Annotated in this window: 20 protein-coding genes, 3 tRNA genes and 2 pseudogenes; 15 read left to right on the forward strand and 10 right to left on the reverse strand. The window is 36.8% G+C overall.

Going from position 1 to position 20798, the window contains the following annotated elements:
* Positions 1-152: 152 nt before the first annotated feature.
* The 4 genes from AC4MDD_RS17100 to AC4MDD_RS17115 form a co-directional block, all read right to left on the reverse strand.
* Positions 153-542: a hypothetical protein gene (locus AC4MDD_RS17100; protein ID WP_183173756.1), complete on the reverse strand. Its 390-nt coding sequence runs from the start codon at positions 540-542 to the stop codon at positions 153-155.
* Positions 539-1393: a ParA family protein gene (locus AC4MDD_RS17105; protein ID WP_004684373.1), complete on the reverse strand. Its 855-nt coding sequence runs from the start codon at positions 1391-1393 to the stop codon at positions 539-541. Before AC4MDD_RS17105 ends, AC4MDD_RS17100 begins: the two co-directional genes overlap by 4 nt.
* A gap of 85 nt (positions 1394-1478) precedes the next feature.
* Positions 1479-1871 (reverse strand): SirB2 family protein, encoded by a 393-nt coding sequence (locus AC4MDD_RS17110; protein ID WP_004983982.1) that lies wholly within the window; start codon positions 1869-1871, stop codon positions 1479-1481.
* Between the two features lie 14 nt (positions 1872-1885).
* Complete coding sequence (locus AC4MDD_RS17115; RefSeq protein ID WP_058952398.1) at positions 1886-2194, reverse strand: BolA family protein; 309 nt, start codon at positions 2192-2194, stop codon at positions 1886-1888.
* A 221-nt stretch (positions 2195-2415) separates the two neighbouring features.
* Between AC4MDD_RS17115 and AC4MDD_RS17120 the strand changes: the two genes are divergently transcribed.
* The 3 genes from AC4MDD_RS17120 (at position 2416) to AC4MDD_RS17130 (ending at position 2721) form a co-directional block, all read left to right on the forward strand.
* Positions 2416-2491 (forward strand) — tRNA-Gly (locus AC4MDD_RS17120).
* 41 nt (positions 2492-2532) lie between these two features.
* Positions 2533-2608: transfer RNA gene (locus tag AC4MDD_RS17125), tRNA-Gly, on the forward strand.
* A gap of 37 nt (positions 2609-2645) precedes the next feature.
* Positions 2646-2721 (forward strand) — tRNA-Gly (locus AC4MDD_RS17130).
* A 491-nt stretch (positions 2722-3212) separates the two neighbouring features.
* Here the strand turns inward: AC4MDD_RS17130 and AC4MDD_RS17135 are convergent.
* Complete coding sequence (locus AC4MDD_RS17135) at positions 3213-3419, reverse strand: helix-turn-helix domain-containing protein (RefSeq protein ID WP_039909129.1); 207 nt, start codon at positions 3417-3419, stop codon at positions 3213-3215.
* A gap of 115 nt (positions 3420-3534) precedes the next feature.
* Here AC4MDD_RS17135 and AC4MDD_RS17140 point away from each other — a divergent pair, with 115 nt between their 5' ends.
* The 5 genes from AC4MDD_RS17140 to AC4MDD_RS17160 all read left to right on the forward strand — a co-directional run bounded on the left by AC4MDD_RS17140 (position 3535) and on the right by AC4MDD_RS17160 (position 6586).
* Entirely contained in the window at positions 3535-3744 is a 210-nt protein-coding gene (locus tag AC4MDD_RS17140) for a hypothetical protein (protein ID WP_005403933.1), read from the forward strand.
* A gap of 20 nt (positions 3745-3764) precedes the next feature.
* On the forward strand, positions 3765-4949 hold the full coding sequence (locus AC4MDD_RS17145; RefSeq protein ID WP_005403932.1) for a site-specific integrase: 1185 nt from the start codon (positions 3765-3767) through the stop codon (positions 4947-4949).
* Entirely contained in the window at positions 4939-5187 is a 249-nt protein-coding gene (locus tag AC4MDD_RS17150; protein WP_491882069.1) for a hypothetical protein, read from the forward strand. The genes AC4MDD_RS17145 and AC4MDD_RS17150 overlap by 11 nt, the downstream gene beginning before the upstream one ends.
* Before the next feature lie 69 nt (positions 5188-5256).
* A complete protein-coding gene (locus tag AC4MDD_RS17155) occupies positions 5257-5829 on the forward strand; it encodes a DUF1376 domain-containing protein (RefSeq protein WP_491882070.1) in 573 nt (190 codons plus the stop codon).
* A gap of 10 nt (positions 5830-5839) precedes the next feature.
* Positions 5840-6586 (forward strand): ATP-binding protein, encoded by a 747-nt coding sequence (locus tag AC4MDD_RS17160; protein WP_491882071.1) that lies wholly within the window; start codon positions 5840-5842, stop codon positions 6584-6586.
* 130 nt (positions 6587-6716) lie between these two features.
* On the opposite strand, the gene AC4MDD_RS17165 is transcribed toward AC4MDD_RS17160, so the two are convergent.
* On the reverse strand, positions 6717-9608 hold the full coding sequence (locus tag AC4MDD_RS17165; RefSeq protein ID WP_491882072.1) for a DUF3427 domain-containing protein: 2892 nt from the start codon (positions 9606-9608) through the stop codon (positions 6717-6719).
* Positions 9605-9997, reverse strand: a complete 393-nt coding sequence (locus AC4MDD_RS17170; RefSeq protein WP_100358050.1) for a (deoxy)nucleoside triphosphate pyrophosphohydrolase — start codon at positions 9995-9997, stop codon at positions 9605-9607. Before AC4MDD_RS17170 ends, AC4MDD_RS17165 begins: the two co-directional genes overlap by 4 nt.
* A 250-nt stretch (positions 9998-10247) precedes the next feature.
* Between AC4MDD_RS17170 and AC4MDD_RS17175 the strand changes: the two genes are divergently transcribed.
* Together AC4MDD_RS17175 and AC4MDD_RS17180 are read left to right on the forward strand one after the other, a co-directional pair.
* The gene (locus AC4MDD_RS17175; protein ID WP_491882073.1) at positions 10248-12188 is read left to right on the forward strand and encodes a DUF4407 domain-containing protein; all 1941 of its coding nucleotides are present in this window, start codon (positions 10248-10250) and stop codon (positions 12186-12188) included.
* A gap of 12 nt (positions 12189-12200) precedes the next feature.
* Complete coding sequence (locus AC4MDD_RS17180; RefSeq protein WP_491882074.1) at positions 12201-13655, forward strand: oxidoreductase; 1455 nt, start codon at positions 12201-12203, stop codon at positions 13653-13655.
* An 8-nt stretch (positions 13656-13663) separates the two neighbouring features.
* On the opposite strand, the gene AC4MDD_RS17185 is transcribed toward AC4MDD_RS17180, so the two are convergent.
* From AC4MDD_RS17185 to AC4MDD_RS17195, 3 genes and pseudogenes are all read right to left on the reverse strand, one after another.
* Positions 13664-14728, reverse strand: a complete 1065-nt coding sequence (locus AC4MDD_RS17185; protein WP_491882075.1) for an HNH endonuclease — start codon at positions 14726-14728, stop codon at positions 13664-13666.
* Positions 14715-15281: a GIY-YIG nuclease family protein gene (locus AC4MDD_RS17190; protein ID WP_026094251.1), complete on the reverse strand. Its 567-nt coding sequence runs from the start codon at positions 15279-15281 to the stop codon at positions 14715-14717. The genes AC4MDD_RS17185 and AC4MDD_RS17190 overlap by 14 nt, the downstream gene beginning before the upstream one ends.
* A 54-nt stretch (positions 15282-15335) precedes the next feature.
* Positions 15336-15914 (reverse strand): annotated as a pseudogene (locus tag AC4MDD_RS17195) (class I SAM-dependent methyltransferase); the annotation flags it as partial.
* A gap of 151 nt (positions 15915-16065) precedes the next feature.
* Here AC4MDD_RS17195 and AC4MDD_RS17200 point away from each other — a divergent pair.
* The 5 genes and pseudogenes from AC4MDD_RS17200 (at position 16066) to AC4MDD_RS17220 (ending at position 20794) form a co-directional block, all read left to right on the forward strand.
* The gene (locus AC4MDD_RS17200; protein ID WP_204379267.1) at positions 16066-16395 is read left to right on the forward strand and encodes a DUF4236 domain-containing protein; all 330 of its coding nucleotides are present in this window, start codon (positions 16066-16068) and stop codon (positions 16393-16395) included.
* A gap of 95 nt (positions 16396-16490) precedes the next feature.
* Positions 16491-17430 (forward strand): annotated as a pseudogene (locus tag AC4MDD_RS17205) (IS5 family transposase).
* Between the two features lie 374 nt (positions 17431-17804).
* A protein-coding gene (locus tag AC4MDD_RS17210; protein WP_223235881.1) for an IS3 family transposase occupies positions 17805-18937 on the forward strand; the annotation gives its coding sequence in 2 pieces (ribosomal slippage) (positions 17805-18057 and positions 18057-18937; 1134 coding nt in all).
* Between the two features lie 295 nt (positions 18938-19232).
* The gene (locus tag AC4MDD_RS17215; protein ID WP_045126834.1) at positions 19233-20066 is read left to right on the forward strand and encodes a vWA domain-containing protein; all 834 of its coding nucleotides are present in this window, start codon (positions 19233-19235) and stop codon (positions 20064-20066) included.
* Positions 20066-20794: a hypothetical protein gene (locus AC4MDD_RS17220; RefSeq protein ID WP_180105955.1), complete on the forward strand. Its 729-nt coding sequence runs from the start codon at positions 20066-20068 to the stop codon at positions 20792-20794. Before AC4MDD_RS17215 ends, AC4MDD_RS17220 begins: the two co-directional genes overlap by 1 nt.
* Positions 20795-20798: the final 4 nt, after the last annotated feature.

The following is a 20798-nucleotide window of genomic DNA, read 5'->3' on the forward strand; positions in this document are numbered from 1 at the left end:
AAAGCCAAAAAAAACACAGAACCCATGAGGTAGAAAAGTGCATGGTAAAACGATAGCACATTGTTTTATTGAGATTATTTTCGAAACATTTTGCTAAGATTTTAATGACTGCTGAAAGGTTGAACCCTTCAGCAGAATGAATAAATGCGGCATTAATTCGTCTTATTTTGCACGGTAATTGCACAGCCTTTGAATTTTGCAGCCTGTACAATCGCCTCTTGCTGACCCAAAAGTCGTGAAATTTCAGTTTTTTTGGTATTCGATGATTGTCCCATATTGACTGAAACGCTTGGACCAAAGCCCCAACCGCCACCATGACTCCATCCACCACCCAGACCTAGACCCACGCCAACACCCGTACGTTTTGCAGTAGGTACACCTTCATCTAAATGTTGCTGAATCCGATTATATTCTGCTTGTAACTGTTGGCAGTTCAAAGCTTGATACTGTGTAGGAGAGACATAAGTCGGTTTAACCGTTGTGGCACAGGCGCTCAATAACAGCGTACTGCCCATTAAAAAAGCAATTGTGATCTTTTTCATGCTGAATCTCGCAATTTATTATTCTCAATCTCATTGAACAATGATTGATAGGCCTGCGTCAATTTATGATCGTGTGCCAAATGAATTAAGGGTAAATTTTTGTGATGCGATTCTTTCATCAGCACCGATGGGGGCAACATACTTTCTAGTACAGGAAGACCTTCGTCCTTCAGCTGTTGCACCACTTCACGCGGAAGTTTGGCCTGCGCTTGGAACTGATTCACCACAATGCCTTCAATTTCCAAATGATCATTATGATCGTCTTGAGTTTCGAGCACATTTTCGATCAAAGTTTGCAGTGCACGTTTAGAAAAGACATCACAATCAAACGGAATCAGGACTTTATTGGCTGCAATCAGTGCCGACAAAGTAAAGAAATTAAAGGCTGGCGGTGTATCGATATAAACACGATCATATTTTCCAGCAAGCTGTTGTAAGGCATCACGCAGTTTATAAATTTTATGTTTTGACTCTAAAGCATAAGCCAATGCCCCGAGGCTTGGGCTGGCTGGAATCACATCCAAATTTTTAAAAGGGGATTGGTGTACATAACTTTCTAAACCTTTAGCTCGCCCTTTGAGGATCGAACCAATGGCACTTCCCAATAGACTTTTATTTTGAGTCGTTCCAAGCACTTCTTCAAAATAGTTTTCAATATTGGGTTCTAAGGCTGGCTTGTCTGCCGAATACGTTGCGTCATCGCCCAGCACATACTGACTCGAATTCGCTTGCGGATCGAGATCAATCAATAAGGTTTTTAAGCCTTGATGTGCACTAATTGCCGCCAAATTCACTGCAATACTGGATTTACCGACACCACCTTTTTGATTAAATACCACACGTGTATGCATGAAATCCCCTCCCTCTTGTTATTTTTCCGCTATAGATAGCAGTGTAGCGCAGAACAATCGCTGTGCCGATGATTATGTCTAACAATTAGCCAAAGTTTGGTTTAATCATGACTAAACCTAAAATGGATATCATCGCAACCACGGCCAAGAATAAGCCCGCTCGGCGCTGTGTAAGTAAAATGCTGTCTTCTTTTTTATAAGCCTTCGACAAAGCGGACAACATCACTAAAAATAAAACCACTTTGGCATAAAACCATGTTTGCACATCAAAGTTTTTCATCACTAAAAGGACAATCCCGGTCAGTACAATCACCAGCATACTTAAATGCTGAAGAGCAACAAAAGCCGTTCGACCCGCTGGATTAGGCTGATTGCCTTGGACGCCTTTAAATAGCGTCATGGCACGCGCCAAAATCACGACACATGCCAAGCTGACCGCACTCATATGCACGATCTTAATCAATAATTGTGTTTCCATGACTGAATCTCTGCTTAGCTTTTCGGGGCATGTGCACAATTTGGACTAGAAGTGTCTTGTCCTTGCCACTCCTCGGGTAAAAAAGCATGTATAGCCAAAGCATGAATTTTACCAGGACTGAGTAAGTCTCCTGCTACCGCATAAATTTTTTGATGGCGCTGAACTAAGCGTAATCCCGCAAAAATCTCACTCACCACGATCACTTTAAAATGTGATTCTTTACCTGGAAAATAGCCGCCATGACCAGAAGATTCATTCACGACTTCTAAATGTGATGGGGAAAGCTGTTGTAAGCGTTCAATCAATTGCTGCTCCAAGCTCATACCTGTCTCCAAAAATAATGATTCGTTCAGAGTATACCTGTTCCTTCAAGATGTTGAATGCATAAAACCCTTTCAGCTAGCATGAGGCACAACTTTTCACGAGCAAAAGTTAAAAAAATCTCAAGGCATCGTCTAAAACTGGCTTTATTTTATGCAATTAAACTCAGCTTTTTCATAAAGCTATTGACCCTGAACTTGCTTGCTGTATCATACAGCGCTATGCGGGAATAGCTCAGTTGGTAGAGCACAACCTTGCCAAGGTTGGGGTCGCGAGTTCGAGTCTCGTTTCCCGCTCCAAATTTTTTTCAGTGTAAGTTTTAGCAAAAACTGCTCAATACGCGGGAATAGCTCAGTTGGTAGAGCACAACCTTGCCAAGGTTGGGGTCGCGAGTTCGAGTCTCGTTTCCCGCTCCATTTTTTAGTGTAAGTTTTAGCAAAAACTGCTCAATACGCGGGAATAGCTCAGTTGGTAGAGCACAACCTTGCCAAGGTTGGGGTCGCGAGTTCGAGTCTCGTTTCCCGCTCCAAATTCAAAAAGGCCCTCATCGAAAGATGGGGGTTTTTTATTGTTGATTTTATTAGGTTTTTAAGAAAATTACTCTACTCACAACTGCCACAGCACCTACCTACCACTCTCCAATAAACTAGACCTTGTGACCAAGATGTGACCATTACGTGTCCTTAGGCATCAAAATAACACTAAATGACGTCAAATAAGCTTAATTTACGATCTAATTTAGCCTTCATTTTCTTGGTATAAAGCTTCTAATTCTCGGTTCATGTTTTTATTTTTTTACCAATGAGTAAATTATCAATGTCCATAGAATTTTAGATGTGACCATTTGTGACCAAAAATCACGACATAAAAAAACTGAATTAGCTCAATTTTGACGAAAAAAGCCACTCTTTTATATCAAAGAGTAAAAAATGAAATTCCTTAGAGACTCATGATAAGGTTTGAGGCCACATACTTTTCAATGTGACCATTTGTGACCAAAAGATTTTTATATAATTAATTTTAAATATCTTTTTCAAAAACAAATAAGTCCCCTACTTGTATATCTAAGTAGTCGCAAATGCGATTAATTGTATCCAAATCAATCCTTGTTAAATCTCCATTATAAAGTTTGTGCAATGTTGTTTTATTAATTCCAGTACCACGGATTAGATCTGCAACACGCATTTTGCGCTCCGCCAACAAAATAGGCAGCTTACAAACAACCATTAAAATTTCCTCTAATACCATGAAAATTTAATTGCATTTAATTAAATTTAAGGTTATTTTAGCTATAAGGATGAAAAATTACTTCCATCCGATGAATTATGACAGGAATACAATTATGACATATACCTACTTAACAGCCCAACAATTGGCTGAAAAAATTCAGTACGACGCACGTACTATCCGCAACCAACTCAAAGATAGCGTTTTCATTGAAGGTGTTCACTACATTCGCCCATTTGGTGGACGCAAAATTCTTTTTGTTTGGGAACGCATTGAAACTGAAATGCTGAAGTTCACAGGCCTAAGCATGGATGCACTGCAATAATTTTAAAGTGAGGTTAACCAATGGCGAGCATACAAGCCCGCAGTGGAAAGTTGGTTGTTGACTTCCGTTATTTGGGCATTCGTTGTCGTGAAACAACAACACTTGTTGATAACCCTTATAACCGTCGTATTTTAAAAAAACGACTCGACCAACTTGAAGCTGAAATCACTCTAGGTACGTTTGAATACGGAAAATATTTTCCAAAAAGTAAGCGCATCGAAGAGTTCACAGCAAAGCGTAGTTTGCAAATTGCTGTACAAAGTAATGTTCCACTTTTTCATGATTATGTTGAAGTGTGGTTTACACAGAAAGAAATTGAATGGCGCATGTCTTACCGACAGAAGGTTTTAATAGTGATTGAGAACTACTTAAAGCCAGCTTTTGGAAAACAAGTTCTTTCGAAAATTAAGAAGTCAGACTTGATTGACTTCCGTGCCTCCCTCGCCAAAGTGACACACGGAAAAAATCAAACAAGTCTGAAAGCATCGAGGATCAATCAAATCATGACGCCTTTACGTATGATACTCAATGACGCAGCTGAACGATATGGTTTTGAATCACCATATAAAAATATAAACAACTTAAAAGAGAGTCGAATTGAGGTCACCCCTTTCTCTCTTGAAGAAGTTCAGCAAATCATTACAACGGTTCGTGATGACTTTAAACCGTATTACACCATCCGTTTTTTTACGGGTATGCGTACCAGTGAAATTGATGGTCTTCAATGGAAAAACATTGACTTACAGCGTCGTGAAATCCATATCCGTGAAGCACTTGTGAATGGTGTTTTAGGTGGAACCAAAACGTATGGTTCTGACCGCACGATCCAGATGAATGACCGGGTGTACCAAGCCTTTCTGCAACAGAAAAGCCTCAACAACGGAAAATCGGACTTCGTCTTCTGCAACCGTGATGGCGGTCCTCTAGACTACCGTTTAGTTAATAAGCGTGTATGGCACCCTATCCTGCGCTTTTTAGGATTAACGCCTCGTCGTGCTTATCAGACACGTCACACAGCTGCCACACTTTGGTTATCTGCGGGTGAAAATCCTGAATGGATTGCACGTCAGCTAGGTCATTCGACCACTGAAATGCTGTTCCGTGTTTACAGCCGCTACATTCCAAACGTCACACGTCGTGATGGCAGTGCTTTTGAAGCCATGCTGGAAAGACTAAATACAGAGGAGCCTGCTCATGAACAGTAAGGCTTTCTTTAGCGGTGTAGTCGTTAGCCCAGAAGCAGATATGGTCGCGCGTGAACTCATTCATGAGTTACACATCCCCAAACTGCATAATCTGGCCTTTTTGCTGGAAATCAATAAATGCTTCGATGATCACCAGGCGTTGAGACTTTGGCTACAGCGAATGCTGGATGATGGACAAGCCCATTACGACGACCTGGCCCAACAGGCTCGCCTCCGGTTAATGAGCTTAGCTCCCTGATCTAATAAATATACAAGGTCATCCAATCGATGACCTTAGCCCCTCTATACCTATAAAAAAGGTGAACACATGCATAAAGATATTTCAATTTGGATGCCACTCTATATTGGCGACTTACAGGCAAAATTTGCACGAATGACTGCAGAGCAAATCGGTGCAACACTGCTGTTAATGATGGATTTCTGGAAAAATGGAGCTATTCCTCATGATTTAGCAACGGTATGCAGCATCACGAAATTACCGCAGCATACCAAGGCTAAAACTTTGTTGAATACGCTGACAGCATTGGAATTATTTGAAGTCGAATCTGAACAAATTCTTTCAAGTTTTTTAACCAGTTTAAAAAACCAAGCGTTGCAAAATCAACAGATGAAATCTGATAAAGCTAAAAATGCAGCTCAAGCACGCTGGAATAAATCCGCAAGTAATGCTCAAGCATCAACCAAGCAACGAAAAGTAAATGCTCAAACAGCTCCTGAGAAGAGCCCGAGTATTACTCAAGTCATGCTTGAACCATGCCCTTCATCTTCATCTTCATCTTCATCTTCATCTTCATCTTCATCTTCATCTTCATCTTCATCTTCATCTTCAAATTTTGAAGAAAAAAATGAGGATTTTTTAGAAAATTCCAAATGGATTTAGGAGAGTGATCATGAATACCATGCTTAAAACACTCCAGTTTCACCCAGAAACAACGGAAACACTCTGTCCTACACATCATACACCCCTGATGGAAATTGCAGGTCACAGGCTCTGTAAATTGTGTGCCAAAGAAGCCGTCCATCACTCACATGCAGCCTATGAGGATGAACTGCAACAGCGATTGCTACAACAGAAAATCAAAAACTCAGGGCTCAATAAACGCTATCTGGACCGTGGCTTCAAGAATTTTGTAGTTGCATGTCCTGCTCAAGACAATGCCATCAAACTATGTCAGGCTTTTGCACAGCAGATTATTTCTGGCCATAATCCGAACATGTTGATGATTGGTACACCGGGTACAGGTAAAACCCATCTGAGCGCATCAATTATTCGCAACATTCTGCATAACAGTACAAAATCTGCACGCTACTATACCAGTGTAGAAATTGCTCAAAAAATGATGGACACCTGGTCAGATGCTTCACGCTCTGAGAAAGAAGTCATCGACCATTTCTCCAGTTTTGAGTTATTGGTGATTGATGAATATGGCCTGCATGACCGGCATGAAAAACGCCTGGAGATGATACATAAGGTTTTGTATAGTCGTTATGACAATATGAAATCTACCCTGCTGATTTCCAATTTCACAGTCCAAAATATGCAGCGGGATTTAGGTATAAGATTATGGTCTCGGTTACATGAGAACCATTTGATTGTAGTGCCGTGTTATTGGGATGACCGACGAATAAGCGGATAGCCAAACTCTTTGCTCAAGCCAATTATCTTCCGAGATAATTGGCTTTCTTTCTAAAGATTCAGAACATCTAACCCAGCAGATAACTCTCGGTTTCCAAAATCAATATCCTATTAAGTTTGAACTATACATATCATATATTTACAAGATATTTATATAATCCATTTTCAACAGGCTTATTTATTCTAAAATCAATTTTAACAACAGAAACAGGACCAGCATCTGTTTGCATTAAAGTCTCTTGTGCACTACCTTCGATATAACTTAGAAAACCGATAAAATAGAAATCGACACCTTCATCATCATCTTTTTTCACGAATAAAGGTAGCAATGTTCCTTGTTGCTGTGCATTTAAAATCACCTGAACATCAGGACTAGAAATTTTTCTTTTTGATTTAGACATCCACTGAAAATGTTGCGGATCAATGAACTTATCTTCATATTTTGTACTATCAGAAATATCATCTGCTTTATGATAGGTGACAAATATTGGGCAATTTGATTTATCTTTACTGGCTAAATATCCACCCACATTTTGTGGGTTTTGATTTTTTTCCCAATTTAAAATACGGAATACATCTTTACGTCCATATTTCGCATAATAAACAAAACCATGGTTGAATTTAACTATATCAAAATCTTTAAAATATTTACTGATTGCATATTGCACATTATCATTTAAGAATTTATTAAAAGTAGAGTTTTTAAGAGCTTTCTTTAAATCACTAGAAGCAAAAAAATAAGAATTTCTTATCCCTAAAGAGATCATTGCCCCATGATCTTTAAAATATTTAGTCGGGTTAAAAACCATATTTAAATTATTAAGTATGGATACCAAATCATCTTTAGATACACTGATTTGATATCTTTCCTTTACTTCATGTTGGAATGTCTCGACCTCTATTACATCTTGATCATATTGAATAATTTTCTCTAAAAGTAATGATTCTAGTACACGCTTTGTATTGTTAATTTCTAGAGCATAGAATTGTAATAATGCCTCTTCGAACTCATTTAAAGTTGGTGTGATTTTTTCTATCGGATTTATAAAGGAATAATAAGATTTTGCATAATTTACAAAACTAAATGGATCTCGCAAATCGGTTTGTAGAAAATCCATCATCATCGGCATACGACCAAGCCGAGTCTTTAATAACTTGTAATCATTCACTAAATCTTTTTTCATTTGAAAATTAGAATTATTAATCGAAGCAAAGATTCTTTCTTTAGCAATTTCATCAAAATGAATCGTCGATGCACCTGGTAATAATGAACCACCACTCGTCACTAATTTTCGCAATTGATCCTTATTAAATGAGCTGTCACCAAATAAAGCCATTGGGATTAGAAAGTTCTTTTCATAATTGCCAATAAAATCGATAACGGTAAGGTATTCTTTAGTTGCAGTTTTTCGTAGTCCACGACCTAATTGTTGGACATAAATAATCGATGACTCTGTTGCTCGTAGAAAAATTACTTGATTAATTTTAGGAATATCAATTCCTTCATTAAAAATATCAACCGTAAAAATCATTTCAATACGATGATTATCTACCGAGCTGATTGACTCGATCGCAGCTGTTCGCTGTTCCGTACTATTCTCACCACTTAAAGCTATACTTTGAATCCCTAAGAGATTCATTTTCCCTGCAAGCTCTTTCGCTTCTTTAACGCTAGAACAAAAAACTAAGGCTCTTAATTCGCCGTTATCTGTACCAAACTTATCTGAAGCTTCTTTGATCTTTCGAGCACGCTCATCACTAATTAAATGACCAAAATCAGTATTATCATCAATCAGCTCACCATCTATTTCTAAATCTGAAATTCCAAAATAGTGAAATGGACAAATGAGATTACATTCCATGGCTTTTTTAAGCCTGATTTCATAGGCTATGTTGTAATCAAATGCTTTGAAAATATCAATACCATCGCTTCTTTCTGGAGTCGCGGTCATACCTAAAAGAAATTTAGGTTTGAAATATTCTAAAATTTTTAAATAGCTAGCAGAGCCTGAACGATGACTTTCATCTATTACGATATAGTCAAAAGCCGCTGGTGAAAATTGAGTTAAATGATGATCTCTAGATAAAGACTGTATAGTGGCAAAAACATTATTGTACCCAGCTATATCTCGATTAGATCCTGAAAAAATAGCAGATTTAAAATCGGTCCCTAATACATTTTTGAAAGTCTGTTGTGCATCAAGAAGAATATTTTCTCGATGCACAATAAAAAGCATACTTTTTGCTTTGAAATTGCGTATATCAAAAGCCGAAAGATAAGTCTTTCCTGTACCTGTTGCAGAGATGAGTAAAGCCTTAGAAACATTGCCCTCTCGTAATTTTTCCAAACTACTCAAGGCTTCTTGTTGCATTAAATTAGGTGTAATTGAACTAAAAAGCTTTATGTTCTGTTGTGGTAGTTTCTGAACAAATTGTTTTTGGGCCTGATATATTTCACTATATTGTGCTAAATACTCGTCAGTCAATTCTTGTGCATCATTAAATAAAATCTTTTTTTTAAGCAGCATATCTCGCATAATTTTACTTTGAGGCAAAGCTCGAATAAAAATATTGAGCTCTTCATTTTTACTCAATGCATTAGCAGTTAAATTACTGCTACCTAACAACACACTTATATGATCTTCACGCTGGAATATGTAGGTTTTAGCATGTAAATCAGATTTCGTATCGATACGGACCTCAATATTCTTAAACTTTTTTAGTCTTTTTAGTGCATCTGGTTGAGTAAAATTAAGATACTGAGAAACTAAAATTCGACCAGGAACATTCCTGCGTTGTAAATTCTCTAGCAAAGAATAAAGTGTATTAAAACCACTCATGCTCAAAAAAGCTGTAGTGAACCAAAACCTTGTGCAATGTTCTAACTCACCTTCAAAGGTATTGATCACTTTTTCTAATGGATAATTATTTTGTACCAACTTAGTTTGATAAATATCTTCTGAGTAGGAAGATTGATCAATGAAGCTTGTAATTAACCCTTTACTCAATGCATCTAGAATCATTTTCTTTGCAACTTATCAACAATAGGTAAATCTGCTGCTGCCCAGTCGAGAATAGTTAGTTCATCAATAGTCAACCATTGATAATCCACATGTTCTAATAACTGTAAATTTTTATCATTGGTACGGCATAAGAATGTATTCAAAGAAATACTGAAGTCAGGGTAGTCATAGTCAACTGTAATAAGATGTGAATGTACTACAATCTCCATGTTTAACTCTTCTTGAATTTCACGAATAATTGCTTGCTCTGGCGTTTCATCTTGCTCAACTTTCCCACCAGGAAATTCATATTTCAAAGAAATATAATCATATTTAGATGGTGCTCTTTGTACACATAAAATTTTATCTTCATGTTTGATTACGGCAGCAACAACAGCAATTTTTTTCATAGACAATATTTTTTTTGATAAATGAGAATCTTACTATAAGCATAAGACTTAGATAAGACAGAACTTTAATAATTAAGCACTTTAAATAGCTATCAAATAAAATTTTTAAATGTATCAAACTATTTATATAGACTTATTACAGTATTCTTATAAGTTTTACCAAAAATTCAAACCAAAATTAAAACGATAATGCACAAAAAATTACAATAAGATACACTAAACTTCAAATTAAACCCACCGACGTCACATTATGAATAAAGAACCAAATATTCTTATTAAATTATGGGATTTCTTGACACTGAAAACCTACCATAAAAATTTATTGACAAGTGGTGGTTCGACTTATCTTACAGTTATTTCATTTATCATGATTCTTGCTGCTTTGTCGGAAGGTTTCGCATGGGGGTTTTTAGGTAGTACTTTTACTCCTAATTCACCTTACGTCGGCTGGACTATCGTAGGTGGATTCGTTTTTCTTCTAATGTGGTTTTTCGACCGATCAATGGCATCTGCTGATCTATTAAAAGATGAACATGAAAAAACCTTGAATGGTTTGCAATTAACAAAAAAAACTTTTTATTCATGGTCCGGTATCAAATCATTCATAGCAAAATATTTTCCATTTGCTATCAGGATTGGAATTGTCTGTTTATCTTTATATATTACTGCACCTTTTTTAACTCAATTAGTTTTTAAAGCAGATATTGATAATAAAATGATGGAGCAATACAAAGACAATATTGCTCTAGCGAAAAAAAATGGACTGGAAAATCGTGATAAGAAAATTGCGGAACTTGAACAGTTAGTCAACAATACTAATGAAAAATTACAGGTAGAAATCAGTGGTAAAAGTGGCACTGGATATGGTCGTGGTTACGTTGCTCAAAGTATTGAAAGGCAATTAGAAACATTACAATCAGATTTAAAATCAACTCGTATAGAAAGAGAAAGTTTTTTAGCCAAATTTGATCAAGCGGTAGATCGTGGCAATGAAGAAGAGTTAAAAAAATATGGGATTACTATTACAAAGGATAGCCCAATATTTAGGCAACAAGCCATTGAAGAATTTGAAAATCAAAAAGCTTTTAATCAAACAAAATATGCTGTAGATGTTTTTTTAATTATTCTCGGAACGATATTAATCTCTGCAAAACTTATGCAACCTCGTACTTTGCAGATGTATTTCTCAAGTCGCTTACAAGAGAAATGGGCGCTATATAAACTCGGAACATTCGATAAATATTTGCCAGAACAGGAACGCAGTGATCTTATTCTACAAACTAATCAGTCTATTCCGGAAGAATTTGAGGAGATCATGGTTCAATATGCTCAAGACCAACGTGAACGGAAAAAACAAGAAATATTAATGATTCAAGAAAAAGAAAGACTTACTCGAGAAAAGCAGCAGAAGCAATTGTTAGAAGAAGAGCGTTTACTGGCCAAAGCGAAACAGGAACAAGAACGCCAAGAATTAGTCGAAGCTGAACTAAAAAAAGCACAACAAATTCATTTTGAACGTCTTGCCAAAGAAAAAGCTGAGATTGAAATGCGTGAAAAATCTCGTGTGTTTTATGAAGGGCAAATTCTAAAAGCTTTAAATGAAGTAGAAGAAGCTGAAATAGAATATTTAAACAAATTTTCAAAAAAAATAGATCAACTAGAAATTGACGAGAAAAACTTAATTGAAGAGCTCCATGATATTGAACGTACTTATAAAAACCATGAAGACAATATCGATGCTCGCAACAAACGAATTAGTATTGCTGAGGCAGATTTAGCTGATATGCAAGACCTAGCACGTAAACTTCAGCGCCCAGAAGAAAATCATACCATTGAAAGTTTGCGAGCCTTTACGACTGCAGAGTCTGCGGTCGTTGAGCAAAAGACCTATATTAAAAACATTAAATCTTCACTACTAACTTTTGAAACAGATCAGAAGTATTTTCAAGAAAGTATGGCTCGTATTCGTGAACAATTAAGTAAAACTAGAGCTACATTAACTGAGCTCAAGGAACCTTTAGAAATTATTTCTACCTTTCGTTCCAAAATTGAAGCACGAAAAATGGAGCTATTAGGAGCTGAGGGCTTAATTGATACGCCATATGAACCACACCATGATGAAGAGATACCGATGTTGGTAGAGAAACTGAAAAGCCAGCTTTCGACTCAAGTACCGTCGTATATGTCTTAAGAATAAATTTATATGATTTGGTTAATTTTTTTCGTGGTGACAATTTTAGGCTATAGCATTTTTATTTTTATTAGAAAGATAAAACTGCATCGTAGTCGCTGTGAGCATATCCGTGCAAGTTTACATTTACCTACAGAAAATCAGAAAAATGATTATTCAGTTTTTTTTCCAGCAGGCTTAGCTATCGGTGAGTATTTATGTCAAGTTTACAGTATTGATCCAAGCGTAATTAAAGCCGTCGATTTTAGTAGCCAGGAAGAGTTAAATTCAGCATTAGATGTCTCAAATTATTTAATGTTGAATATGTTAGAGAAAGATGAAACTTCTTTATCAGGCTTTAGAAATCGTCTAATCGGTTATATTGGTGAACAAAAAGTAAGTGATCTGTTAGATAGACAAACCCATGAAATTGTCTGGGCTAGCACATCCAATCAAGAAGTCTGGGACTTAAAAATTGACGATGATCTCGTAAATGTCAAAACCATTCTAGATATAGACAGCATTAAAATGACAGCTTTGGCACATCCAGATGTGACTTATTTAGTGCCTGAAGATACCTATCAAAATATTGGAATAGATAATATACAGCCATTAGAAGGTTTGAGTCATGCCGATATATCGCAACAATTTGACTCTACCATCGAACAGGCAAATGGTAATGCTGCCTTAGATTCATTCGATCTACATTTGCCTATTGCAAGCGGAATAGCTGCATTCAATGAAAGACAACGATTATTAAAAGCCGGTGGAGATGAAAACTCGATAAATAAGAACGTTCTTATCGACTTTTCTTCCAAAACTGTAGGGAGTCTGACCATGGCAAAAGTTGGTGCATCCATCGGGCTTGGTTTAGGGAGTCTCGTGTTTATGCCAGTTATTGGAGGTGTTATAGGAGCAGGAGTTGGCGCATTAATCGGTTCAAAAGTGGGAGGTGGCTTTGGTAAAAAGATCAAAGAGTTAGAATTACAAAAAGAAAAGCTTCGTTTGGAACAAATGCTGGATAAATTTGGTCTTCAATACTTACCGTATATTAAAAAATTAAAACACCAAGCTAATATACCCTTACAAAAGCAAAAGCAAGCATTTCAACTAATCGAACAGAGATACAGTCAATATCTAACATCACAAAAATGGAAACATTATTTTTTCCCCGATTTAAATTTTATTTTTTATGATGAGCTAAAAAAAATAGCTAAGAACAACTTAGATAAGTCTTCTACCAAATTTCAAAATATCGAAAATACACTTATGGCTATAGAAAATGAGAAAAACTCAAAAGCATTGGCAATCTTAGTATTAAATAGCATTTATTTACGTGATTTCCTTCATATAGATCTGGTGCAAATTAAAAAAATTTATGACCAGAAACGTAAAATATATATTGAAAGGTACAAATTATATCCTGATCAATTTCCATTGACCCAAGATATCATCAACTACAATAAACTATATAAACAAGGGATCTAAGGTCTTTCTTATAAACCAATAGATCGAAAAATTTGCTTATCTTTTCCGCCCAACCAAACTAAATACTTATTCTCTATTGCCTGCTTATACGCCCAATCGGCAACCCGATGCGAACGTTGCAGATCGGTTAGAAAACCTAATTGGGAAATTTCCTGAACAATAGATTGATCATGCAGATGATTACGTTCTCTCCATTGATCTAGGAATCGCTCGGATGCCAGATAATTACTTTTCTGTGAATTACATTTATCATCTGCTAGAACAAAGTTATGTCCGGTATCGGCAGGATATAAAGACCATGGAATAAAATGATCTACAGCATATTTTGAATTTTTGAGACTTTTTCCACAGTAAAAACACTGGCATTGCTGTAAGTCAATTAAGAAGTCTGCGACCTGCCCCAATTGATTACGACTTGGAGCAAACATGAATTCATCTAGGTCAGGCAAACCATCCAGTACCACCAGGTTCTGCTTGTTTAGCCGAACGAAATCAATCCAGCGTTTCTGACACAACTCTTCAATGATTTCACTAAATTGTCTTAAGCAATACATCACCTTGGGCAACAGCTTGAGGGACTGCTTGGAATCTTCAAGATTATAGAGAAATTCTACGGTTTGACCATTTAAATTCTGCAAATATACTACCGGCATTTGCTTTACAGTTGTCGCAACAGTTCGCTTCAGCCTGTTCCAGTAAAGTACATCCTTTCTCAACGCGGCCAAGGTCTTGAATTGTTGCTGTGCATTCTGAATTTCACTGATGATCTTTGCCTGCTTACCAGTGCTTTGATGAATAGTAAAAGGCTCGTACTGGTTAAACTGAAACGGCAGTGACTGTTTCCAGTATAGGTCAATAAACTTTTCAGCAATATCCTGATATTCCAAATGCAAGGCAGCACCGGTATCTTGACCCTGTTCAATCGCCAGACGCGTGATACTGATCAGCAAAGCAAACTTATATGTCGAAGTAAAAGTCCCTGACTGCAATATCTGCTGAATATGCTTCAAGAATTTCAGCTGCTCGTTGGGTGTAGGTTTATTATTTTCTATAAAGCGATCATCCTGCCACATGTTGAAGCTTCACCTGTCTTTGTAATCCTGCTTCCGTAGCGATTTCCATCATTTTGGCATTTTGAATGGCTTTTTTACGCATAGCTGAAAGGGTTTCTTTAAACTCGTGCTGATTACCTTTCAAATTGAGTGGCAGTATCGTTTGTTCAAAAACCTTTTCCTCAACATTCCAAGGTTCTTCACAAATTATCCAGGACACATACGCATTATCTTCAAGCCATGCATCCAGCCATTGTTCACCTAAATGCGTGAAAGTCATGCGATTACCTGACCCTACTCTTCTAAGCGGATACCCACTCATCTCAGCCAGAAGTATGCCCAATGTTCGTCTTAGTGTTGAACCTTCTGCGTTACCTGAAAAGTGTGTTTTAAGCCGTATTCTCAAGTTTGATTTACTATTTGGTTTAGTCTTTTTGTCAGGCGATATGCCAACATACAACAAAGTGTATTCTTGATACGTTATACAGTGTTTTGTTGGGATTCCCGGTGGATTTGTTTTGAACCACCAAAAATAAATCCCGTGTTCTGCAGGAATCAAAGAGGGCTCTTTCATTAACTCGGCACGACTGTATAAACGCTGCGGGTAATAATCAAAAGCATGTGATTGCTTTTTCCATATTACATTGATCCACTCTTCTGTACGGTCTGGACGTTTATCTACAGTAATCCATTGCTGTAACAGTAAAGCCTGATCTATTTGTTTGAGTAAGTCGTAAGCTTGCTGCTCATTCAAGTCAGTAAAGCTGCGCCCTTCTTTCTCACGGTCTTTATCGCCATATTTAAAAGACATATAACACACACCATTTGGCTTTAATGCTTTAAATATGCGCGCCAACATTTCAGTCAGGCGATCTCTTTCACAGTGCAAAAGAGAAGCACAAGCCCAAATCCCATCGTACTTAGCTACTTCATTCAGCTCATAAAAATTTTGCTGACGTACCTCGATGCCTGTCAGCTCTCTCGCCTTTTCAACCAGCTCGGTAGAATAATCAATTGCCTCAACTTGATAGCCTTTTTTCTTAAATGCCAAAGTGTCCCGCCCCGAGCCACAGCCCAAATCCAGGATCAATGCCTGTTCCGGCAAATATCTTAGAAATGGTGCGTAAAGACTGTCCATCTCAACCTGATAGGTATTTTCAAAAAATGCTTGAGCATGTTGATTGTAATAATTTGATGTTTGATTCATTGTCTAAAAGCCAATATCTTATGTTAAAGAACATACTGATATTTCACTAGATAAGTCAAATGATCAGTCCTATGAATGAATCAAACTCTTATGTTACTGTATCCGCACAACTGAGATAGAAACCAAACTGGTTCTTGTAAATGGAAAAAATATGGGCTTCAGATTTCGCAAGAGTATTAAACTGCTACCTGGATTAAAAATCAATCTGACACATAAAGGCATCAGCAGTGCAAGCATTGGCAAACCTGGTGCTTCTTTAAATATTGGCAAAAAAGGCACCCGAACCAGCGTTGGTATTCCAGGCACAGGCCTATCCTATTCCAAGCACCAGCCCTATAAAAACAGAGTTGGCAACCAAAAAAATCCTATTCAGGAACAGCAATCGTTCTATACATCACATACTGAGCAACCCAAATCGAATGTCTGGATTTGGGTAATTTTTGGATTATTTTGTTTTATTGTCGGGGCTATTATTTTTTAGAATTAGCCGACCTTTGTACCCATAACATTTATTCCGCTAGGGGCTTTGCTGCACAACCCTATCTGTAAAGGCTTATCTAGCAATATAATTCTCAAATGAATAAGCCCGCACCTAAAACCTATCGCACAACCAATTGGTCTTCTTACAACCGAGCTTTGGTGAATCGAGGAAATATCTTGATCTGGTTTGACCCGACTACTCAATGGTATGCACAACCAAAAGGCAAACATGGTAGAAATCAAACTTATTCTGATGCGGCTATTCAATGCTGCCTTATGATCAAATCACTATTTCGACTCTCTTTACGCATGGTCACTGGCTTTGTTCAGAGCCTCATTAAACTTTGCGGCTGAGCAGCACCGAATATCAATGATATTCGTATTCGACTATTTGTAGAAGACAAAAGCATATTGATATTGCAATTCGTTATCAAAAAAGTCGTGATGGTCTCCAACTACTCGTCGACTCTACTGGCTTGAAGTTTTTAGGTGAAGGTGAATGGAAACGTAAGAAACCTCAGCCTGAATATCGCCGCCAATGACGTAAACTTCACATTGGTATAGATGCTGAAACGCTGCAAATACGGACCGTTCAGCTCACGACAAACAATGTCAGTGATTCACAAGTACTCGAGGATTTACTTGATCAAATTCCACTTGATGAGCAGATTGATTCTGTCTATACAGATGGTGCTTATGACACGAAACACTGCAGAAAAGTCATTTCAGATCGACAGGCACATGCGGTGATTCCGCCAAGAAAAAATGCGAAGCCCTGGAAAGACAAAAAGCTGACATCTTTAGAAAGAAATGAATTGTTGAAAACGGTTAAATGCCTAGGAAGAGCAATTTGGAAAAAGTGGTCTGGGTATCATCGCCGAAGCTTGGTAGAAACCAAGATGCATTGCATCAAATTATTGGGAGATAAACTCAGTGCACGGAGTTTTCAAAGCCAGGTGAATGAGATTCATGCACGTGTGGCAGTTTAAATAAATTTATGGAATTAGGCCGAGCTCATACCCAAGTTGTCACTTAAATTTGAGTCGCTTAGGGGAGTTCTATTTTTTAAATCTTTGTGCAACAAAGCATTGCATAAGTATAACTGAAAATAATACTTCTAAGTTGCCTATACGGCAGTGAACAACATGCTGGTCATTTGATCAAATGTCTGGGCTTTCTAAGCTGCCTATAATTCCATCAATTGATTGCGAACTGCTGCTATATATTAAACCTCTTGCGAAAGTGTGGTTTTACCTAATTTTTGAATCAGCTAAAATCTTATAAAATATAGCTTACGGCTGTTTAAACTTTGACTAATGCAAAGAGGTGGATCAGGAAATTTGAACAACACTTATAAGTGATATTTTGCTCCCCAAATGATGTTATAAACATCAATATATGGAGTATTTTATGGCACGTAGACCAAGAAGAAATCATTCAAATGATTTTAAAGCTAAGGTAGCACTTGCTGCGATTAAAGCAGAAAAAACACTTGCTGAATTGAGTGCTGAATTTGATGTTCATCAAAACCAAATTATCGACTGGAAAAATCAACTGATTTCAGCTTCCTCGCAAGCTTTCGATCAATCAAAAGCTCCAACAGAACCACCCATCGATCTAAAAAAACTACATGCAAAAATCGGTGAGCAGGCATTAGAAATTGATTTTTTAGAAGGTGTGTTGAAGAAACTGGGCCGCTTCAACCACAAAAGTTAATCGATGACTCACTTCAGATTTCAGTATCTAAGCAAGCTCAGCTGCTGAAAGTCTCCCGTGGTTGTTATTACTATCGCCCAAAACCTGTGAGTGCATCAGATCTGAAGCTGATGCGGTGTATGGATGAGTTACATATGCAATACCCTTTTGCAGGTAGCCGGATGATGCGTGATTTGTTGAATCGTCAAGGACATCATATAGGACGACGTCATACACGTACTTTAATGAAGAAAATGGGCATTAATGCGTTATATTGCAAACCAAATTTAAGCCAGGCTAATCAAGCTCACCGCAAATATCCATATCTGCTCAAAGGATTGGCTATTCAGCGCAGTAATCAAGTGTGGTCTACGGATATAACGTATATCCCTATGGCAAAAGGCTTTGTTTATTTATGTGCTGTGATTGATTGGCATAGCCGCAAGGTACTTGCGCATAGAGTATCGATTAGTATGGAGGTTACATTTTGCATAGAAACATTAAATGAAGCTATTGAAAAATATGGTCGACCTGAAATATTTAATACAGACCAAGGCAGTCAGTTTACCAGTGATGCATTTATTGATGTATTGAAATCAAATGGCATTCAAATCAGTATGGATGGTAAAGGTCGATGGGTTGATAATGTGATGGTTGAACGATTATGGCGGAGCGTTAAATATGAAGAGGTGTATCTCAAAGCCTACAGCAATGTTTTGGATGCGAAGAAGCAATTAAACGCATATTTTGAATTTTATAATTTGAAACGACCTCATTCGAGTCTGGACAAAATGACTCCAGATGAGTTTTACTATGACCAGCTACCACAACAAAATAAGGTAGCTTAACTAGAGCAGAGTATCACTTATAAATAAGCTTTTAGTTGTTCAAACATGTGGGACCACCTCTGCAAGGTCTACTCAAAATTAATAAAAAATCATAGAATATAAATTGTTAAGTTAAAAATAAGAGTAATTATGGGCAAGCAAAACAAAGGGCATCACTAGAAAAGCGTATAGCTCAAGCACAACAGCAAAAATCGGATGTAGGACTAAATATTATTGAAAATTCGCTATTTATAATGGATAAAATCCAATAGAGTATTTATCATAACTTTATAGATATATTTAAAAAGAGGAAAAAATGTCACACGAAGCACAAATTAGTAGAACTTCGCCAACAGCATTTTTGTTTTTAGTTGACCAATCTGGTTCTATGATGGACAAAATGTCTTCAGGACGAACTAAAGCAGAATTCGTTTCCGATGTCCTTAACAAGACACTTATGGACTTAATTACAAGATGCTCTAAATCAGAAGGTATTAGAGATTACTTTGATATAGGAGTCTTAGGATATGGTCATCAAGGTGTAACCAACGGGTTTGGTAGTACTTTAGGTAGTCAGGTAATGAACCCAATTTCATTACTAGAGCAAAATCCACTTAGAGTCGAAGATCGTAAACGTAAGATGGATGATGGGGCTGGTGGAATATTAGAAGTTGCGGTTAAATTCCCCATGTGGTTTGAGCCAACTGCTAATGGTGGAACTCCTATGCGTGCAGCATTAACTAAAGCGGCTGAAGTATTGGCTGAATGGTGTGATGCTCATCCAGATAGTTATCCTCCAACAATTTTACATGTTACTGATGGGGAGTCTAACGATGGTGACCCAGAAGAAATCGCTAATCATCTGAGCCAAATTGGTACAAATGATGGTCCGGTATTGATTTATAATTTACACGTAAGTGCTTTAAGTAATTCTCCAATCATTTTACCTTCAAGCGAACATGTTTTACCTGATGCCTATTCTAAAATGTTATTTAGAATGTCTAGTGAGTTGCCTGCACATTTAGTGGGTTATGCACAAGATAAAGGTTTCAAAGTAAGTGGTGAATCACGAGGCTTTATTTTTAATGCCGAAGCTTCTGATATTGTAGATTTCTTTGATATTGGTACAAGAGCTTCTCAATTGCGATAATGAAAGTTATTTTTCAGGGTACTCATCCAAAAGAAATTGGGGAAGAGAAAGCAAATGAAGATTCATTTGCTTTCTCCAACGATTTAGCTAAATTCATTCTATGTGATGGAGCTAGTGAATCTTATAATTCTCAATTATGGGCAAAAATTATTTGTAATTCTTTTATTGAGAGTGATGATATTAATGATGATTGGTTAAATAATGCAGCCAAAGAGTATGTATTAGAACATGATTTTGATAATATGAGCTGGGCCCAATTATCTTCCTATCAGCGTGGAAGTTTTTCAACATTTACTAGTATTAACGTAGATCTTGTTAATAAAAAAATTATTACAAGATTATTTGGTGATAGTTTTATATTTTTTTTCAAGAAAAATAATGGAAAGTATAAATATCATAAAACATTTGATATTCCGGATTTTTACGCAAATCCGACATTAATCTCTACAAAAATTGAATTAAATAGGGCTATCGATTTCAATAAAGAAAATAGTAATCATTATTTGGATATACCAATTTTATCAAATGATGAATCTATAATAGCTATATGTGCAACAGATGCATTGGCAGATTGGTTTTATAGAGCTATGATGGTTATTGATCATAATAAGTTAGTTAATATATTTCTTACCATTAATGATAGAAAATTTAACAAATTAGTAAGATTTAGTCGTAATAGGGGAAGTTTAAAAGTGGACGACACTACTTTGGTGATCTTAGAGATATAGTATA

The organism is Acinetobacter sp. CAU_H_29a_1, from assembly GCF_058599505.1.

Excerpts from the sequence above, each read along its gene's own strand:
- AC4MDD_RS17100 (WP_183173756.1), bottom strand. The coding sequence starts at position 542 with ATGAAAAAGATCACAATTGCTTTTTTAATGGGCAGTACGCTGTTATTG.
- AC4MDD_RS17105 (WP_004684373.1), bottom strand. The coding sequence starts at position 1,393 with ATGCATACACGTGTGGTATTTAATCAAAAAGGTGGTGTCGGTAAATCC.
- AC4MDD_RS17110 (WP_004983982.1), bottom strand. The coding sequence starts at position 1,871 with ATGGAAACACAATTATTGATTAAGATCGTGCATATGAGTGCGGTCAGC.
- AC4MDD_RS17115 (WP_058952398.1), bottom strand. The coding sequence starts at position 2,194 with ATGAGCTTGGAGCAGCAATTGATTGAACGCTTACAACAGCTTTCCCCA.
- AC4MDD_RS17135 (WP_039909129.1), bottom strand. The coding sequence starts at position 3,419 with ATGGTTGTTTGTAAGCTGCCTATTTTGTTGGCGGAGCGCAAAATGCGT.
- AC4MDD_RS17140 (WP_005403933.1), top strand. The coding sequence starts at position 3,535 with ATGACATATACCTACTTAACAGCCCAACAATTGGCTGAAAAAATTCAG.
- AC4MDD_RS17145 (WP_005403932.1), top strand. The coding sequence starts at position 3,765 with ATGGCGAGCATACAAGCCCGCAGTGGAAAGTTGGTTGTTGACTTCCGT.
- AC4MDD_RS17150 (WP_491882069.1), top strand. The coding sequence starts at position 4,939 with ATGAACAGTAAGGCTTTCTTTAGCGGTGTAGTCGTTAGCCCAGAAGCA.
- AC4MDD_RS17155 (WP_491882070.1), top strand. The coding sequence starts at position 5,257 with ATGCATAAAGATATTTCAATTTGGATGCCACTCTATATTGGCGACTTA.
- AC4MDD_RS17160 (WP_491882071.1), top strand. The coding sequence starts at position 5,840 with ATGAATACCATGCTTAAAACACTCCAGTTTCACCCAGAAACAACGGAA.
- AC4MDD_RS17165 (WP_491882072.1), bottom strand. The coding sequence starts at position 9,608 with ATGATTCTAGATGCATTGAGTAAAGGGTTAATTACAAGCTTCATTGAT.
- AC4MDD_RS17170 (WP_100358050.1), bottom strand. The coding sequence starts at position 9,997 with ATGAAAAAAATTGCTGTTGTTGCTGCCGTAATCAAACATGAAGATAAA.
- AC4MDD_RS17175 (WP_491882073.1), top strand. The coding sequence starts at position 10,248 with ATGAATAAAGAACCAAATATTCTTATTAAATTATGGGATTTCTTGACA.
- AC4MDD_RS17180 (WP_491882074.1), top strand. The coding sequence starts at position 12,201 with ATGATTTGGTTAATTTTTTTCGTGGTGACAATTTTAGGCTATAGCATT.
- AC4MDD_RS17185 (WP_491882075.1), bottom strand. The coding sequence starts at position 14,728 with ATGTGGCAGGATGATCGCTTTATAGAAAATAATAAACCTACACCCAAC.
- AC4MDD_RS17190 (WP_026094251.1), bottom strand. The coding sequence starts at position 15,281 with ATGAAAGAGCCCTCTTTGATTCCTGCAGAACACGGGATTTATTTTTGG.
- AC4MDD_RS17200 (WP_204379267.1), top strand. The coding sequence starts at position 16,066 with ATGGGCTTCAGATTTCGCAAGAGTATTAAACTGCTACCTGGATTAAAA.
- AC4MDD_RS17215 (WP_045126834.1), top strand. The coding sequence starts at position 19,233 with ATGTCACACGAAGCACAAATTAGTAGAACTTCGCCAACAGCATTTTTG.
- AC4MDD_RS17220 (WP_180105955.1), top strand. The coding sequence starts at position 20,066 with ATGAAAGTTATTTTTCAGGGTACTCATCCAAAAGAAATTGGGGAAGAG.